Source organism: Streptomyces sp. NBC_00597 (genome assembly GCF_041431095.1).
Classification (GTDB): domain Bacteria; phylum Actinomycetota; class Actinomycetes; order Streptomycetales; family Streptomycetaceae; genus Streptomyces.
Map to the genome: position 1 here is coordinate 5,789,088 of NZ_CP107757.1, position 16,329 is coordinate 5,805,416.

General features: G+C 71.2%; 13 protein-coding genes. 5 read left to right on the forward strand and 8 right to left on the reverse strand.

What is annotated here, in order from left to right; all coding sequences use genetic code 11:
• Nucleotides 1–53: 53 nt before the first annotated feature.
• The 3 genes from OG974_RS26455 to OG974_RS26465 all read right to left on the reverse strand — a co-directional run bounded on the left by OG974_RS26455 (nt 54) and on the right by OG974_RS26465 (nt 5,084).
• Complete coding sequence (locus tag OG974_RS26455) at nt 54–2,144, reverse strand: SpoIIE family protein phosphatase (RefSeq protein WP_327285761.1); 2,091 nt, start codon at nt 2,142–2,144, stop codon at nt 54–56.
• 734 nt (nt 2,145–2,878) lie between these two features.
• Nucleotides 2,879–3,577, reverse strand: a complete 699-nt coding sequence (locus OG974_RS26460) for a DUF402 domain-containing protein (RefSeq protein WP_328763515.1) — start codon at nt 3,575–3,577, stop codon at nt 2,879–2,881.
• A gap of 103 nt (nt 3,578–3,680) precedes the next feature.
• Nucleotides 3,681–5,084, reverse strand: coding sequence for a class II fumarate hydratase (locus OG974_RS26465; RefSeq protein WP_371644661.1), 1,404 nt, complete (start codon nt 5,082–5,084; stop codon nt 3,681–3,683).
• A gap of 105 nt (nt 5,085–5,189) precedes the next feature.
• On the opposite strand from OG974_RS26465, the gene OG974_RS26470 reads away from it, so the two are divergent.
• Nucleotides 5,190–6,719, forward strand: a complete 1,530-nt coding sequence (locus OG974_RS26470; RefSeq protein WP_327285179.1) for a ricin-type beta-trefoil lectin domain protein — start codon at nt 5,190–5,192, stop codon at nt 6,717–6,719.
• A gap of 132 nt (nt 6,720–6,851) precedes the next feature.
• Here the strand turns inward: OG974_RS26470 and OG974_RS26475 are convergent, their stop codons facing one another.
• The 4 genes from OG974_RS26475 to OG974_RS26490 all read right to left on the reverse strand — a co-directional run bounded on the left by OG974_RS26475 (nt 6,852) and on the right by OG974_RS26490 (nt 11,306).
• A complete protein-coding gene (locus OG974_RS26475) occupies nt 6,852–8,399 on the reverse strand; it encodes a DUF4153 domain-containing protein (protein WP_371644663.1) in 1,548 nt (515 codons plus the stop codon).
• A gap of 454 nt (nt 8,400–8,853) precedes the next feature.
• Entirely contained in the window at nt 8,854–9,648 is a 795-nt protein-coding gene (locus OG974_RS26480; protein WP_327285181.1) for a glycerophosphodiester phosphodiesterase family protein, read from the reverse strand.
• A 324-nt stretch (nt 9,649–9,972) separates the two neighbouring features.
• Nucleotides 9,973–11,151 carry a protein-L-isoaspartate(D-aspartate) O-methyltransferase gene (locus tag OG974_RS26485; protein ID WP_327285182.1) on the reverse strand — a complete coding sequence of 393 codons (1,179 nt, stop codon included), beginning with the start codon at nt 11,149–11,151 and terminating at the stop codon, nt 9,973–9,975.
• A gap of 5 nt (nt 11,152–11,156) precedes the next feature.
• Nucleotides 11,157–11,306: a hypothetical protein gene (locus OG974_RS26490; protein ID WP_327285183.1), complete on the reverse strand. Its 150-nt coding sequence runs from the start codon at nt 11,304–11,306 to the stop codon at nt 11,157–11,159.
• A gap of 793 nt (nt 11,307–12,099) precedes the next feature.
• On the opposite strand from OG974_RS26490, the gene OG974_RS26495 reads away from it, so the two are divergent.
• Genes OG974_RS26495 through OG974_RS26505 form a run of 3 tightly spaced genes read left to right on the forward strand, consistent with a single transcriptional unit; the run spans nt 12,100 to nt 13,704 of the window.
• On the forward strand, nt 12,100–12,354 hold the full coding sequence (locus OG974_RS26495; protein ID WP_327285184.1) for a hypothetical protein: 255 nt from the start codon (nt 12,100–12,102) through the stop codon (nt 12,352–12,354).
• Complete coding sequence (locus tag OG974_RS26500; RefSeq protein WP_328763523.1) at nt 12,326–12,841, forward strand: DUF6879 family protein; 516 nt, start codon at nt 12,326–12,328, stop codon at nt 12,839–12,841. The genes OG974_RS26495 and OG974_RS26500 overlap by 29 nt, the downstream gene beginning before the upstream one ends.
• A 14-nt stretch (nt 12,842–12,855) precedes the next feature.
• Nucleotides 12,856–13,704 (forward strand): helix-turn-helix transcriptional regulator, encoded by an 849-nt coding sequence (locus OG974_RS26505; RefSeq protein ID WP_327285186.1) that lies wholly within the window; start codon nt 12,856–12,858, stop codon nt 13,702–13,704.
• A gap of 92 nt (nt 13,705–13,796) precedes the next feature.
• On the opposite strand, the gene OG974_RS26510 is transcribed toward OG974_RS26505, so the two are convergent.
• Nucleotides 13,797–15,467 carry a fumarate hydratase gene (locus OG974_RS26510; protein WP_327285187.1) on the reverse strand — a complete coding sequence of 557 codons (1,671 nt, stop codon included), beginning with the start codon at nt 15,465–15,467 and terminating at the stop codon, nt 13,797–13,799.
• Between the two features lie 150 nt (nt 15,468–15,617).
• Here OG974_RS26510 and OG974_RS26515 point away from each other — a divergent pair, with 150 nt between their 5' ends.
• Nucleotides 15,618–16,304: a DUF1707 domain-containing protein gene (locus OG974_RS26515; RefSeq protein WP_371644666.1), complete on the forward strand. Its 687-nt coding sequence runs from the start codon at nt 15,618–15,620 to the stop codon at nt 16,302–16,304.
• Nucleotides 16,305–16,329: the final 25 nt, after the last annotated feature.

Sequence of the window (16,329 nt, forward strand, 5' to 3'; positions counted from 1 at the left end):
CGCAGCATCCGTGCTGCGGGGCGGCGGTGTTGGCGGGCGGGTACCGCGCGGGTTCAGCGCCGGTCGTTCGCCCCCGGCAGCGGGAGCTCGAACCAGACCACCTTGCCGCTGCTCAGTCGGGTGGCGCCCCAGCGGCGGGCCAGCCGGTTGACCAGGAACAGCCCGCGGCCGCCCTCGTCGGTCTCCCGGGCCCGGCGCTGGCGCGGCAGCTGCGGCGAGTCGTCGCCGACCTCGCAGCGCAGTACGTCCGTACGCAGCAGGCGCAGCGTCACGGGCCGCTCCGCGTACCGGACGGCATTGGTGACCACCTCGCTGACCAGGAGCTCCAGCGAGTCCTGGAGCTCCTCCAGGCCCCACCGGGTCAGCGCGCGACGGGCGAACCGGCGGGCCCGGCCCGGAGCGGTCTCCTCCGGGTCCAGGAACCAGTACGCGACGTCACTGGGCGCGATCCCGTCGAAGCGGGCCGCGAGCAGCGCGATGTCGTCGTCCCGGTCACCGGGGCCGAGCATGTCCAGGACGTCGTCGCAGAGCGCCTCCAGCGGCGGCGGGTGGTCCAGGCCGGTCAGCTGGGCGGTGGTGGCGAGCCGCTCGCGCAGCTGCTCGATGCCGGTCCACACGTCGCGCAGCCGCGACTCCACCAGGCCGTCGGTGTACAGCAGCAGGGTGGCCCCGGCGGGGGCGTCCAGCTCGACGGCCTCGAAGTCCACGCCGCCGACGCCGATGGGGGCGCCGGGCGGCACGCGCAGCACCTCGGCCCGGCCGCCCAGGTGCAGGAGCACGGGCGGCGGGTGGCCGGCGTTGGCGATGGTGATCCGGTGCGAGACCGGGTCGTACACCGCGTACAGGCAGGTGGCCATCCGGTCGGAGCCCAGGCGCTGCGCCTGCTCGTCCAGGTGGTGCAGCACCTCGGCGGGCGGCAGGTCCAGCTGGGCCAGGGTCTGTGCCGTGGTGCGGAGCTGGCCCATGATCGCGGCAGAGGTCATGGAATGGCCCATGACGTCGCCGACGACGAGCGCGACGCGGCTGCCGGGCAGCGGTATCGCGTCGTACCAGTCGCCTCCGACCCGGGCCGTCTCGGCGGCGGGCAGGTAGCGCGAGGCCAGCCTGACCCCGGTGGGTTGGGGCAGGCCGTCGGGCAGCATGGTGCGCTGGAGCTCGTCGGCGATGTACGCCTCGCGGCCGTACAGGACCGCCTTGTCGATGCCGAGGGCGGTGTGCGTGGCCAGCTGGGCGGCGACCAGCAGGTCGTTCTGCTCGAACGCGGGCCGCTCGGGGCTGCGCAGGAACACCGCGGCGCCGATGACGCGGCGGCGGCCCCTCAGCGGCGCGAGGATGGCCCGCTGGCCGCGCGGTACGGGGTGCTCCGAGCCGAGCAGCTCCGGCAGCGCGTCCTTGGCCCCGGCGGCGGACCCGAACACGGGCCGTACGCCGCGCAGCACCTCGGCGAGCGCCCCGCCGGGGCGGATCTCGCACAGCTCGGCCGCGGGCAGGTCACCCTGCGGGCCGACCATCGGCAGCTGGCTGAAGTCGAGCTCGCCGGCGGCCCCCGCGGCCCCGGCGCCCTCCGCTCCGGTCAGGTCGTCGATCGGGCGGAGCCGGTCGGTGCGGCGCAGCCTTAAAACGACCGGACCGACGGGACGCTCGTCGCCCACCGGCAGCGGATCGCGCAGGTAGACGAGGATGGCGTCCGAGAAGGTCGGCACGGTGGCCCGGCACAGGCCGAGCACGATCTCGTCGAGGTCGATGCCGCGGGCGATCCGCCGGGTCGCGGCCCCGACGAACCGCAGCCGGTCGCCCTCGCGCCGGGCCACTCCGCCGTCCGGCGCCGACCCGCCGGCGCTGCCGGGCATCGCGTCGGCCGTCCCGGTGTCGATGTCGGTGTCAGTGTCGGCCGTGTCCGGCGCGGCGTCGCGGGTCCGGACCTCGGGCCCGTCCCCATCGGCAGCGGGCGTGGCGGCGGGACCGCTGGGCGCGGCGGTGGGCGCGGCGGCTTCGCCCCGGGCGTCGCGGGTGCGCGCCGTGGGGACCTGCGCTTCGGCCTCGGCCTGTGCGGAGGCGCCGGCCCCGGCCGCGCGGGGGCGTGTCGTGGGGGTGGTCCCGTCCGGGGCGGGCTGCGCGGCGCGGGGGTGTGAGCCGCCCGGTATCGCGGTCGCCTGCCGGTCCTGGCCCTCGGCCGGGCGGTCCTTGCCGCCCCGGGCCTCGTGGGGCCGCCCGGCGGCCGGGTCCTCGTCGGGGGCAGCCGCCGTGTGCGCGGCGTTCCGGGCGGCTTCGCCGTCGCGCCAACGGGACCCGCCCGCCGCGGTGTTACGGGCCGACTCGGCGTCGCGGCCGCGGCGGCCGGCCGAGCCCTGGCTGGCGGCGCGGGAGCGGCCGCGGGCCGGCCGGGGGCTCCCCTCCTGCGGGGCGGGGACGCCCTCGGCGCGCGGGCGCGGCACGTCCGAGCGGACGGGGTCGTCGCCGGGCACGGCCGAACCGCGTACGGCCTCGGCCGCGGGGACGGGGGCCTTGCCGTGGCCCAGCTCGTCCGCACCGCCGCCGTGAGCGGGCACGGCGGGGCCGCCCGGGGCCGGTGTCGCGGCGGCCGCGGTAGGCTGCGGGCCCTCCTGCGAGGTGGGGTACTCCGTCACGCGTGGAATTCCGTCCGTTTGCGCTCGATGTGCGCTGCACTCAACTCGGTCAGTCGCGGTATACCCGCTCAGCGGCGGGGGCACCATCGCCCGCGGTTCCGCGTCCCGCTCGTTACCTCTCGCTCTGCGTTGACCTCCGGTCAAGTCCTGCGTACGGCACGACATTTACGGATGTGCGGTCTGGCGCACCTCCCGCGCGCGACCTGCGGAGGCAGATCTTACGTTTGAACCCCGGGGGCGCATCAAGGGTCTCATGAGGTCATATGCGCCGGAGTGCGGTCCCAGTCCTCCGGCAGGGCCGGAACTCCCCAGGCGGGATCCGGCCGCCAGTCCTGCCAACCGTCGGAGAACGGCGCCCCCCACGCCTTGATCACGTCCACCGCCGCCCGCCCCGCGACCTGCACCCGGTGGGCCTGTTCGGCGTCCATCAGACCGGACCGCTGGGCCTGTGCGAACTCGTCCTCGTCGCGCCACTCCCAGGTGCGGTCCGGGTAGACGGAGATGTCCAGGAAGTGGTCCACCGAGTCGACCCCGCCGGACCACCGGGTCCGCGGCTCCTCAAGGTTCACGTACCAGCTCTTGAACCGCCAGCCGTGCTCCCAGAACAGCCATACCGACCACGGGTCCCCGGGCCGGGCCAGCTTCAGCACGCCGGCGCCGAACCACCGCGCCCGCACGGTGGTGCGCGGCGCGGTGTACCGGGTGGCCAGGGGTTCCTCGTGGACGGGGGTGCCGTCGGCCAGCACCGGCTTGACGCACTCGGTGCCGGGGGCCATCCACACCGCCAGCAGCTCGTCGGTGTCCCGCACCACGGTCACCGGGCGGCAGATGTGGACCGCGCCCTTCAGGTCCGGGGCGTGGTCGCGGTAGCGCCAGAGGACCTGCTCCCCGGGCCGCCAGCGGGTGCCCTGCGCGTCGTCGCCGCCCCCGCGGCCTCCGGTACCTGTCATGCGCAGATCTTAGGGCTGGGGCCCCTGCGCCCGCTGCGGTGCAGGTCACGGAGGTGTGCGGGGACGGGAAACGACCGAATCCGGCCCCTGACCAGAAACGTTTTCAGGGCCTGGTCATCCGCAGGACGTCCAGCGCCTCGTCCAGTTGTTCCAGGGTCAGGTCGCCGCGGTCGACGTAGCCGGACTCCAGCACGACCTCCCTGATCGTCTTCCGCTCGGCGAGGGCCCTCTTGGCGACCTTGGCCGCTTCCTCGTAGCCGATGTACCGGTTCAGCGGGGTCACCACGGAGGGGGAGGACTCGGCGAACTCCCTGGCCCGCGCCTCGTTGGCGGTGATCCCGTCGATGGTGCGGTCGGCCAGCAGGCGGCTCGCGTTACCGAGCAGCCGGATCGATTCCAGCAGGTTCCTGGCCATGACCGGGAGCATCACATTGAGCTCGAAATTGCCTGCCGCGCCCGCGACGGCGACGGTCGTGTCGTTGCCGGTCACCTGTGCGGCGACCATGAGTACGGCCTCCGGGACCACCGGGTTGACCTTCCCGGGCATGATCGAGGAGCCCGGCTGGAGGTCGGGCAGATTGATTTCGGCCAATCCCGTGCGTGGTCCCGAGGCCATCCAGCGCAGATCGTTGGAGATCTTGGTCAGCGAGACGGCGATCGTACGGAGCATCCCCGAGGTCTCCACCAGCGCGTCCCGCGCCCCCTGGGCCTCGAAGTGGTTGCGGGCCTCGGTCAGCGGCAGCCCGGTCGCGGCGGCCACCTCGGCGATCACGGCCGCGGAGAACCCGGGCGGGGTGTTGATCCCGGTGCCCACCGCGGTCCCGCCCAGCGGCAGTTCGGCGAGCCGGGGCAGGGCCGCCCGCAGCCGCTCGATGCCGTAGCGCACCTGGGCGGCGTACCCGCCGAACTCCTGGCCCAGGGTCACCGGAGTGGCGTCCATCAGGTGGGTCCGGCCCGCCTTCACCACCTCCGCGAACTCGGCGGCCTTGCGCTCCAGGGCGGCGGCCAGGTGTTCCAGGGCCGGGATCAGCTCGCGCGTGACGGCGGCGGTCGCGGCGATGTGGATGGAGGACGGGAACACGTCGTTGGAGCTCTGCGAGGCGTTGACGTGGTCGTTGGGGTGGACGTCGCGGCCGAGGCGTTCGCTCGCCAGGGTGGCGATCACCTCGTTGGTGTTCATGTTGGACGAGGTCCCGGACCCGGTCTGGAACACGTCGACGGGGAAGTGCTCGTCCCAGCGGCCCCCGGCCACCTCCGCGGCGGCGGACCGGATCGCTTCGGCCACGTCCTCATCCACCACCCCGAGCTTCGCGTTCACCGTGGCGGCCGCCGCCTTGACGAGTGCGAGCGCTTCGATGTGGGCGCGCTCCAGGCGCTGCCCGGAGACGGGGAAGTTCTCCACCGCGCGCTGGGTCTGAGCTCGCCATTTGGCGTGCGCGGGCACCCGTACCTCGCCCATCGAATCGTGCTCGGTCCGGTAGGGGCCCTGGTTCTGATCATCGGTCATGTTCGTTGCCTCCTCAAAAAGTTGAGCAATTGTCTTGTTCGAAGTGTTCCCAAGTCCCCTACCGGCCAGTAAATACCGTGGGTAACACCGACAGGGGAGGCGTTCATGGCACGTGTACGTACGAGACCCGGACTCAGATCTTCCTTCGCCGCCGTCGCGGCCGTCGCGGCCGCCCTCGGGGGCGTCACCGCCATCACCCCCATGGCCCACGCGGCCACCGGCCCCGCCGCCGCGGCGACCCCGCTCTCGCCCGAGCTGGAGGCCATCCGCGCGGCGGAGGCCGTCAAGATCTACGGCGACGCGGCGATCCGCCCGCTGAACGAGCGCAAGACCGGCCTGATCTCGCTCGGCGACAGCGAGATTTCGGGCGAGGGCGTGGGCAACTACGACCCGGCCACCAACACCCCGAACAACCAGTGCCACCGCTCGCCGGACTCCGCGATCCACCGCACCGGCATCCCGGCGGACCTGACCTTCAACGTCGCGTGCTCCGGCGGCTACACCGGCAACATCCGGATCGGCGGCAGCAAGCAGTACGCCGACGAGCTGGTGCAGAGCGACAGCCTCGCCGTCAAGGCCCGCAACACGAAGATCAAGATGGTGCTGCTCGTTGCCGGCGCCAACGACGACCTCCAGTTCGGCCCGGTCATGACCGACTGCGTGACCCGCTGGGTGCTCAGCCAGGGCACCTGCGAGCCCAAGTACGGTCCGGGCTGGCAGGCGCGCGTCGACGGCCTCAAGCCCAAGGTCGAGTCCACCGTCGCCGACCTCAAGACGGTGATGCGCGACGCGGGCTACGCCGACTCCGACTACAAGCTCGTCGTGATGGGCTACCCCAGCCCCATCGGGCCCGACTTCTACGACAACCCGAACTTCCCCGGCAAGCTCCCCGGAGGCTGCGCCGGCTACGACTCCGACGCCGCCTGGGGCCGCAACTACGCGGTGCCCACCTTCGAGAAGGGCATGCGCGCGGCCGCCCTCGCCTCGGGCGCGACGTACCTGGACAACTCGCGTCTCTTCCAGGGCCACGAGGTGTGCATGGAGGACACCTGGGCCCGCGGCCTCTACCTGGACCTCGGCGACCACTTCCCGTGGGACGAGAACACCGCCCGCCAGTCCTTCCACCCCAACTACCGCGGCCACGGCGCGTTCGCTTCCTGCCTGACCCAGCTCTACAACTCGGGCCTGCGCGAGGGTTCCTGCGCCGACCCGGCGAGCACCGGCACGCCCGTACTCCAAGCCGGCGCCTGGGACGACCTGTACCGGCCCCTGAAGAACGAGGCGACCGGCAACTGCCTCGACGCCAACGGAGGTTCCAGCGCCAACGAGACGGCCGTCCTGGGCTGGGACTGCCACGGCGGACGCAACCAGGGCTGGTGGTACGACTCGGCGAACAAGTCCGTCCACATCGAGCTCACCCACGACCGCTGCCTGGACGCCCCGGGCGCCAACTACGGGGCCGGCACCGGCCTGATCCTCTGGAACTGTCACGGCGGCGCGAACCAGCAATGGGTCCGCGACGGCGCCACCCTGCGCCCCGCGGCCTCCCCCGGCATGTGCCTGACCGTGGCCGCCGCCCACGACCGGCTGCGCCTGCAGACCTGCAACGGCACGGCGAACCAGCGCTTCGTGTAGCGCGCGCAGCACCTGACGGCGCGGCGCGCAGCGGGCGCAGCGTGCAACCCCGCCCCGCACCACCCCATCCCCCCACACCCGGCCGGCGTACCCCGGCCGGGTGTCTTTGCATCCGGGTGTCCTTGCGCCCGGCTACTCGGAGCGGGCGCCGAACCCGCCGAGCCGACCGCACTCCTTGAGGGCCGACGGCGCGAGCGGGCGTTCGCGCAGCACCTCGCGGGCGCGGCGCTCGCCGAGGCTCGTGGCGTACCAGGGCGCCTCGCCCGCGGAGCGCAGGTCGTCGCGGATCCCGAGCAGGGCGCAGGACCTCTGGGGTTCCGGAAGCCGGTCCAGGGCGGGCGCAGCGTCCGCCGACAGGTAGCGGAAGTAGGCCAGGTCGATCTTCCCGTCCTGCTCGAACCGGGCCACGTTGCGCTCGGCGACCATCCCGTCCGGGGACAGCAGTCCGAAGGCCAACACCGTCAGCGCGGCGCTGCCGACCACGGCGCGGGCCAGCCAGCGGCCTCCGGCGACCCCGGCCGCCATGAGCAGCACGATCACCAGACCGAGCCACAGCTCCATGGTGACCACCGACAGCCGCAGCCTGGTCAGCCCGTACGCGGCGACGTACAGGTCCATGCGGCGCACCGCCGAGGCGACCACTACCAGCGTCAGCAGGCACAGGGTGCCCAGGACGGACCGGACGAAGCGGCGGTCGGCCGCGGTGCCGCGCGGCGCCCATCGCAGGGCGAGCCCGATCACCGCCAGGACGAACACGGTGGCCCAGAGGAGCTGCCAGAACCCCTGGCGGGCGTACTCGGAGTAGGTGAGTCCGGTGCTCTCCAGAACCTTGCGGTAGCCGCCGAACAGCACGGCCAGTTGCACGGAGTTGAAGCCGGCGAAGAGCAGGTTGAGCACGATCAGCGGCAGACCCCACTCGACCCGCGAGCGCGCCTTGCCGGGGGCCACCTTGACCCGGTCCCAGCGGTGCGGAGCCGCGGCGGTGCGGGCGACGGCGAGCGCGAGGACCACGCCGAGCAGGAAGAGCAGGACCCGCAGCGGCGCGTACGGGAGCGAGACGTTCGGGGCCAGGTCGCCCAGCAGGTCGGCGAAGGCGGCGTCGGCGGAGGCGAACAGCGCCCCGAAGACGAGGAGCAGGCCGGCCGCCACCACGGTCGCCTTGGCGACGGGCAGCCATTGGTCGCGGCGCAGGCCGCCACCGCGCGTACGCAGGCCCTGCCAGGCCCAGCGGATCCCGGTGACCGCGGTGAGGGCGAACCCGGCCGGGCTGAGCAGCACCCCCGGCCACCGCCTGCTGCCGTGCAGGGCCAGTGCGGCCAGCACGATGACGGCGAGGATCGCCAGCGTGGCCGGCCAGGCGGAGTCGCGCAGGGCCGGAACGCCGAGCAGGGCCACGCAGCCGAGGACCCACACGAGCGTCCAGGGCCGGGCCGTGCGGCCGGCCGCCCGGGCCGAGACGTACGCGGCCACCATGGCCGGCAGCGCCGCCAACAGCAGCCCGGGGCCGAGGCCGTCGCCGAGGAGGACGGCGCAGGCGAGACCGCCGACGAGCACGGCCACGAGGGCGGCGGTGCGGATCGGAGCGGCCTCGGCGGGGCGGACCCGGTTACCGATCGAGGACGCGGCCTTCTCGGCGGCCCGGGCCTGGGCCTGCTGGTGGCGCAGCTGGTGCTGCCACATCAGCCAGGCGTGCCAGGCGGCCGGGTCGTGCCCGGGCAGGCCGGGTGCGGGCGGCTGCGGCGGAGCCGGTGCCGCTGCCTCTGTCGCTACGGGTGCGGCTGCTACTGCCGGTGCCGCTGCGGGTGCCGGTGTGGCTGCCGGTGCCTCTGTCGCTGCGGGTGCTGCTGGTGCCGGCGCCGGCGCCGGTGCCGGTGTGGTGGCTGGGGGGCCGTCACCCGGGGGGCCGTCCCCCGGCGGCCCTTCGGACCCCTTCGTGGTCTGTGGCACCACCGGTTCGGCGGCGGCACCGTTCCCGGCAGCCTCGTGTTCCGGCTGGTCGGCGTTCTCGGACATCAGGTCCCTCCCCTGTAGGCCGCCCCGAGACACGGGTGAGGGGCGGCGCGGCCGACAGGGTAGGCCGATGGCACACAGTTTTGAACAGATTCAAGAAGCTCTTGTGGCAGGACGGTGACAATCAGGCGCGGGACGCTCCGCCGGCCGTCCGGAGCGATTCCAGTTGCTCACGGACCTGACGCGGGCGGTTGGTGATGATCGTGTCCACCCCGAGCCGCAGGCACAGTTCGACGTCCTCCGGCTCGTCCACGGTCCACACCCGCACCCGCAGCCCCTTCGCCCGCAACCGCCCCACCAGCCCGGGATCGCGGCGTACGAGGTCGATCCCCGGGCCCGCATGGGTCGCGAACGGCGGCCGGACCGGCCGGAGCCTGCGCTCGATCAAGTACACGGAGGGCAGCCCGGGCGCGAGCCGGTGCAAACGGGTCAGGGCGTTCCGGGAGAAGCTCATCACCTCGACGCGGCCGCCGCAGCCGTCGGCGAGCCCGTGCTCCTTGAGCATGCGCACGAGCGCGGCCTCCAGCCGGCCGCCGGCCCGGGTGGGGTGCTTGGTCTCGACGGCCAGCCCGACGGGCCGGTCGGCGGCCAGCGCCTCCTTGAGCAGGTCCTCGAAGAGGAGCACCCGTGCCCCGTGGTGCTCCTCGCCCTTCCAGCCGCCGAAGTCGAGCGCGGCCAGCTGCTCGTAGGTCATCTCGGAGACCACGCCGCGTCCGTCGGAGGTCCGCTCCACCCGCCGGTCGTGCACACAGACGAGCCGCTGGTCGGCGGTCAGCCGCACGTCGCACTCCAGCGCGTCCGCGCCGTCGGCGATGGCCTGCCGGTATGCGGCGAGGGTGTGTTCGGGGTGCTCGTGGGAAGCCCCGCGATGGGCGATGACCCGCACGTCGCGCGGGGCGGGGGAGAACAGCTCAGTCATGCCCCAGACGTTAGCCGGATGCGGTGACCACCCCGGTACGGGACGCTCCCGGGTGGCTGAACGGCCGGGGCCGCCGTGACGCGTTCATGCCCTCGGCGTTTAAACGGCCTTCTTGAGTCCGCCACCCTGGCGGAAGAACGTTGTGAAGCAAGTGCCCCGCTGGCAAGCGCGAGGCTAAACGGCGAGTGAGGGGAGCGAATGTCTTGAAGCTTTCTTGGGGAAAGCCCATGAAGCGTGGAGCGGAGAATGCGACATCGTCCGCTTCTCTCGGTGCAGACAACCCCCCAGTTTCCGCTGGGGGGTTCTTCTTGCGTTTGTCCACCGCTATGCGGAGTGGTGAACCGTTACGAGGTTGTTCGGGGAGTCGAGCCACGTCCGTCCGCCGTTGCTGTCTGCGGTCAGGCCGAAGCGATCGAATCCGGGTCGCCCTTGCTGCACCCACCAGCGGTAGGCGGCTTCGGTCTCGTCCCACAGCCTGCGGAGGCCGCACTGAACTACGTCGTACTCCTGTCGCTCCGGTTCATAGTCGGCCGAGGCCCACGACTTCGTGTCGGTGCTGTACGTCCACAGCGTGTACGCGCCATCGGCGTAGCGCTCTACCGTCCAGAACGCCCCCGGCATGCAGAGCCCGATCACGAACTGTTCGAGCCACCCACCGACCTCGGCGGGAGAGAGCGTCGTTGTGCTCCTGTCGCCGTCTGCGGGCCATTCCTGGTCCTTGAGGTACTCGTTGTGCGGGGGCTGGTTCTGGCGCTGCTGTCGCAGGCGCATGAAGGCGCTGGAGCGGGTGAAGTGGCCGCTCGCCGTGCCGTCGTCGTTCACGGTCAGGCGAGCGATGGCTTCGCCCCCGTACTCCGTTCCCCAGGGGGCAACGATGACCCCGCCGGTAGCGGTCTGCTCGACCCACGCGGAGGGAACCTCACCGATCGAGCACGTCGCAATGACACGGTCGTACGGCGCACCTCCCGCGTAGCCCAGCCGGCCGTCTCCCACGATCACCAGGGGGGACAGGAGTGCACCCCGAAGGTTCTCGCCCGCACCCTTGGCCACCTCGGGGTCGAACTCGATGGAGACCACGTTCCCCGACCCGAGTCGGTGTGAGAGGAGACCCGCGTTCCAGCCCGTACCCGTACCGATCTCAAGGACCCGATGGCCGTCCCTCACATCGAGATCGGCCAGCATCGAAAACACCATGTGTGGTTGGGAACTGGAACTGCTCGGGGTCGTGCCGAGGCCGTCACCCGCATGGTTGCCGTCGTCCCACTGCGTCGTGAGAGGGATGTCGGAGAACACCGCGCGGAGCCAGGCGTCGGGGGCCGTGGTGCGGTCCACCAACGGGTTCTGTCGGGTGCCGTCAGGGATGCCCGGCCAAATGCGGTCGGGCACGAACCGGTCTCGAAGGACTGCCTTGTATGTCGGCAGCCAATCGGAGTGCAGAGCGCCCGACTGGACGAGCGCGGAGGCGAGCCCCTGGGGGCCCGCCTCTTCTGTGCGCGCGGCCATCTGACCTACTTCTTCGCGGGGCCGGAGCCGTCGGAGGAGTTGCCGCCGCTACCGGTGTCGGTGCCGCCGCCTCCGTGTCCGTGCCCGCTGCTGCCGTCGTCCTGCTGACTGCCGCCCTGGCCGCTGCCCGTACCGCCGCCGTGCTTTCCGCTCACTGGTTCCTCCTGGGTAGTCGGTTTGACGAACGTGCACCCGCCCCGTGAGGAGCGGGGGTCTGTGCTGGACTGTGCGCCATCAGGCGCGTGCTCCTCGGGCGACCATCAGCGCCACGGTGAGGGTCCACGCGACCGCCCCGAGGGTGACCAGGACGGCACGCAAGCGTGAGGGCTGCGCACCGCCGTCCTTCACTCGTCCACCCGCAGGACGAGTGCCACGTCCGTGAACTTCCGGGTGAATGCGTCGTGCCCGTCAGTCCGGTGTGGGCCATGCACTGACGGTCGACGTCGGCCACATCGGAACTCTCGGACGACTGCCAGCAGCATTCACGCTGCTGGCAGGACGCAGCCACGTTCACCTTGGCTTCGGGGTGCCTGATGATCCGGTGCTGCGCGTACCGGAGAACGCGTCTCACCGGCGGGCCCCCTCGGGCGCGCAGCTGGTGTGCCAGTAGGCAACGGCGGGATTCCCGTCCGACCGCCCGAGCATCCCCCGTCGGGCAGGCCGATCGAGCCGGATGGGCTTCTTGCATGCGGGGCACATCTCACGCTTCTCCGTGTAGGTCACGTACTCCCACGCCTGTTCCACCGTATGCACGGTGCCCGCCATGGCGTCCTCCCGATCGCTCCCGAAGTCGACGGAACGAACTTAGGGAGCGGCTGGCTTGAGGCTCCACAAACTTGCATGACCTTGCACACCAATTCGCATGGCCGATAGCGCTATTGACGCCGTATCTGCTGTTCGGAGAGCCTCATGTAAGCCCGAGCAAGCACCTAGACCAGGGAGCCAGCCATGGCCGTACAGTTCGTCGGCATCGACCCGAACACGGACCGGGACCACTGCCCCACCGTGTGGGCGGACGCGGAAGCTCAGGAGATCCTGTTGCAGGGATGGAAGCCGAGCGTCGAGACTCAGGCGGAGTGCGAGGCGAACAGCCCCGCGAACGGGCCGGTCCCCGACAGCGAAGCCATCGTGAGGATTCCGGCCCGGATGATCCCGGTGATCAGGGAGGCGTGTGATGCCGTCGAGCGTGCCCAGCTTCGCTGAGCTGCTTGGCCAGTGCGAGCGATCTGCTGTCCACCTGGAGCTGCGCGACTCCTACGCCCCGACTGATCGGTTCGAGGCGTGGAAGCGCGGTGAGCGGATCAACTGGGATGACCGCGAGTCCTGGTGGCATCCCTACGATCAGTTGATCAAGGACACTGTGGCCCGTGGCGTAACTGTCCGCCGAGCCCGGGTGGTCTCCGAGCCGGTATCGGATTACATCCGCTGGGAGCACTACGTCACCCACGCCAACGTCACGGCGGGTGAGGCAGTCCGGTGGCTGCCACGCCGCCGGGCAACGAGCATCCCCCTGCCGGGCAATGACTTCTGGCTGTTCGACGGCGCTCTCCTCCGTGTGCACCACTTCTCCGGCGACGGAGCAGTGGTCGAGGACGAGATCACGTCCGACCCGGAGACCGTAAAGCTGTGCTCCGCTGCCTTCGAAGCAGTCTGGGAGCGAGCGATTCCGCACGACCAGTACGAGATCTGACGAAAGCCAGCTCCATGCCCCCGCACCCGTCCTCAAGCGTGCAGAAGGCCCGCGAAGACCTTGCCGGCCGTCTGCGCGAGATACGAAGGGATGCGTGCATCAGCGGGCGGGAGCTGGCCGTCAGATGCGGTTGGTCGGAGTCGAAGTCGTCCCGGATCGAGAATGCCAAGACACCTCCCTCCGACGCTGACATCAGGGCGTGGTGCCGAGCTTGCTCCGCTGACGATCAGGTCCTCGACCTGATCGCGGCAAACAGGCAATCAGCCGATGCGCACGTTCAGTGGAGACGACTTCAGCGGAGCGGTCTCCGCCGCCTGCAAGAGTCCACGGGGGACCTGTACCAGCAGACCAAGATGTTTCGGGTCTACGTCTCGGACGTGATCCCCGGATTCCTCCAGACACCTGGATACGCCGGTGCTCTGCTGTCGTCCATCGCGGGCTTCCGGGGGACCCCGGACGATGTGAGTGACGCCGTGGCGGCCCGCATACGACGAAACGCGGTGCTGAACAATGGCGCCCGACGGTTCTCTTTCGTGTTGGAGGAAGCCGTACTGCGGTACCGGATGTGCAGTCCGGAAACCATGGCAGCCCAACTTGGTCACCTGCTCGGGGTGATGGATCTCCAGAACGTCGCCGTGGGCGTCATCCCGTTCTCGGCGCAACGGACCGTATGGCCCATGCCAACCTTCACGATCTTCGATGACACCAGGGTGCACGCGGACACGCTGGACGCCGCTTCCACGCTCACTCAGCCGAGTCAGGTCGAGCTGTACGCCCGGGCCTTCGACCGGCTCTCACAAGGGGCTGTGCGGGGCGCTGCGGCACGTTCCCTCGTAGCGGGTGCGTTGGCGGCCCTGGACTGAGAGCGGTCGCATCCAGCCGGACATGAGACCTCAGATCAAGCAGAGAGCCCCCGGCGGATGCCAGGGGCTCTCAACAGGTGCTGCTACCGGGCTCAGCCGAGGCCGGGGCCGCGCACCGGGATGCTGGTGAACGTCGGCTGCTCGGGTTCACGCGAAGTGAAGAAGTCGTTGCCCTTGTCGTCCACCACGATGAACGCCGGGAAGTCCTCGACCTCGATCTTCCAGACCGCCTCCATGCCGAGCTCCTCGTACTCCAGGACCTCGACCTTCTTGATGCAGTCCTGGGCCAGGCGCGCCGCCGGGCCGCCGATCGAGCCGAGGTAGAAGCCGCCGTGCGTGCCGCAGGCGTCCGTCACCTGCTGGGAGCGGTTGCCCTTGGCCAGCATGACCTTCGAGCCGCCCGCCGCCTGGAACTGCTCGACGTACGAGTCCATGCGGCCGGCCGTGGTCGGGCCGAAGGAGCCCGAGGCGTAGCCCTCGGGGGTCTTCGCCGGGCCCGCGTAGTACACCGGGTGGTCCTTCAGGTACTGCGGCATCTCCGCGCCCGAGTCCAGCAGTTCCTTGATCTTGGCGTGCGCGATGTCGCGCGCCACGACCAGCGGGCCGGTCAGCGAGAGGCGGGTCTTCACCGGGTGCTGCGTGAGGGTCGCCAGGATGTCGTCCATCGGCTGGTTCAGGTCGATGGCGACGACGTCCGAGGACTCGGACAGGTGCTCGTCCGTGGTGTCCGGCAGGAAGCGGGCCGGGTCGCGCTCCAGCTGCTCCAGGAAGACGCCCTCGGCGGTGATCTTCGCGGTGGCCTGGCGGTCCGCCGAGCAGGACACGGCGATGGCCACCGGCAGCGACGCGCCGTGGCGGGGCAGGCGGACGACGCGGACGTCGTGGCAGAAGTACTTGCCGCCGAACTGCGCGCCGATGCCGATCTTCTGGGTCAGCTCGAAGACCTGCTGCTCCAGGGCCTCGTCGCGGAAGCCGTGGCCCAGCGGGGAGCCCTCGGTCGGCAGCTCGTCCAGGTAGTGCGCGGAGGCGTACTTCGCGGTCTTCAGCGCGTGCTCGGCGGAGGTGCCGCCGACGACGATCGCCAGGTGGTAGGGCGGGCAGGCCGCCGTACCGAGCGAGCGGATCTTCTCTTCCAGGAACTTCATCATGGAGGCCTCGTTGAGGACCGCCTTGGTCTCCTGGTAGAGGAAGGACTTGTTGGCCGAGCCGCCGCCCTTGGCCATGAAGAGGAACTTGTACGCGCCGCCGTCCGTCGCGTACAGCTCGATCTGCGCGGGCAGGTTGGAGCCGGTGTTCTTCTCCTCCCACATGGTGAGCGGGGCCATCTGCGAGTAGCGCAGGTTCAGGCGGGTGTACGCGTCGTAGATGCCGCGCGAGAGCGCCGCCTCGTCGCCGCCCTCGGTGAGGACGTTCTGGCCGCGCTTGCCCATCACGATCGCCGTGCCCGTGTCCTGGCACATCGGCAGGACGCCGGCCGCCGCGATGTTCGCGTTCTTGAGGAGGTCGAGCGCGACGAACTTGTCGTTCGACGAGGCCTCGGGGTCGTCGATGATCCGGCGCAGCTGCGCGAGGTGCGCGGGGCGCAGGAAGTGCTGGATGTCGTGGATGGCCTCTTCGGCGAGCTTGCGCAGCGCCTCGGGCTCGACCTTGAGGAACGTACGGCCGTCGGCCTCGAAGGTCGAGACGCCCTCCGAGGTCACCAGCCGGTAGGGGGTGGTGTCCTCGCCCAGGGGCAGCAGGTCGGTGTACGCAAACTCTGGCATGACGGCAGTCATTCCTCACTCGGCAGACGGCGCTGGCGACCAATTGGCAGCGCGGCTATCAAGCGTAGGACCTCCGTCCCGGGCTGTGTCTGTGAGGTAAGGCTCACTCTCGACTATCGCGATCTATCGCGTGTCGCTATGCTGGCCGACGTGGACCTGGAAAAGAAGCCCGCCGCGCCTGCCGCCGCCCCCGGAGCCGCCCCCGCCGAACTGCGGGCCTCCGACGCCGACCGCGACCGGATCGCGGCCATCCTGGCCGACGCCCTCGCCGAGGGTCGGCTGACCGCCGAGGAGCACTCCGATCGCCTGGACTCCCTGTACGCCGTGAAGACGGTCGGGGAGCTGGAAGTGCTCGTACGGGATCTCCCCGCGCCCGGCGGCGCCGCCGCGGCGCCCGCGTACGCACAGGCCCCGGCGCCGGTGCCGGCCGGCCTGACCCCGGTCTCGGAGACCGTGGTCGCCGTGTGCAGCAGCTCCACCCGCAAGGGCCGCTGGCGCCCGGGCGCGCACACCCGCGTGGTCTCCGTCCTGGGCGACGTGAACATCGACCTCACTGAGGCCGTCTTCGAGCAGCAGGTCACCGAGATCAACGTGACGAGCGTGCTCGGCAACGTCGAGATCCTGGTCCCGGAGAACGTGACGCTCCGCGGCTACGGCAGCGGCGTCCTCGGCAACTTCGAGGTGCACGGCGAGGGCCGCGCCGAGACCACAGACCCGCACGCACCGGTGGTGATCATCCGCGGCTTCGCCCTGCTGGGCAACATCGAGGCCCGACCCAAGCTCGGCGCCCGCCTGGTCGACCTCGCCCTCAAGATGCGCAAGCGCCTGGAGAGGTAGGACGCGGGGCAACTGCCCCTCGGGA

Bases quoted from the DNA above. Each gene is read 5' to 3' on its own strand.
- OG974_RS26460 (WP_328763515.1), bottom strand. From the start codon at position 3,577: ATGACAGGTACCGGAGGCCGCGGGGGCGGCGACGACGCGCAGGGCACC.
- OG974_RS26465 (WP_371644661.1), bottom strand. From the start codon at position 5,084: ATGACCGATGATCAGAACCAGGGCCCCTACCGGACCGAGCACGATTCG.
- OG974_RS26470 (WP_327285179.1), top strand. From the start codon at position 5,190: ATGGCACGTGTACGTACGAGACCCGGACTCAGATCTTCCTTCGCCGCC.
- OG974_RS26475 (WP_371644663.1), bottom strand. From the start codon at position 8,399: ATGTGGCAGCACCAGCTGCGCCACCAGCAGGCCCAGGCCCGGGCCGCC.
- OG974_RS26480 (WP_327285181.1), bottom strand. From the start codon at position 9,648: ATGACTGAGCTGTTCTCCCCCGCCCCGCGCGACGTGCGGGTCATCGCC.
- OG974_RS26485 (WP_327285182.1), bottom strand. From the start codon at position 11,151: ATGGCCGCGCGCACAGAAGAGGCGGGCCCCCAGGGGCTCGCCTCCGCG.
- OG974_RS26495 (WP_327285184.1), top strand. From the start codon at position 12,100: ATGGCCGTACAGTTCGTCGGCATCGACCCGAACACGGACCGGGACCAC.
- OG974_RS26500 (WP_328763523.1), top strand. From the start codon at position 12,326: ATGCCGTCGAGCGTGCCCAGCTTCGCTGAGCTGCTTGGCCAGTGCGAG.
- OG974_RS26505 (WP_327285186.1), top strand. From the start codon at position 12,856: ATGCCCCCGCACCCGTCCTCAAGCGTGCAGAAGGCCCGCGAAGACCTT.
- OG974_RS26510 (WP_327285187.1), bottom strand. From the start codon at position 15,467: ATGCCAGAGTTTGCGTACACCGACCTGCTGCCCCTGGGCGAGGACACC.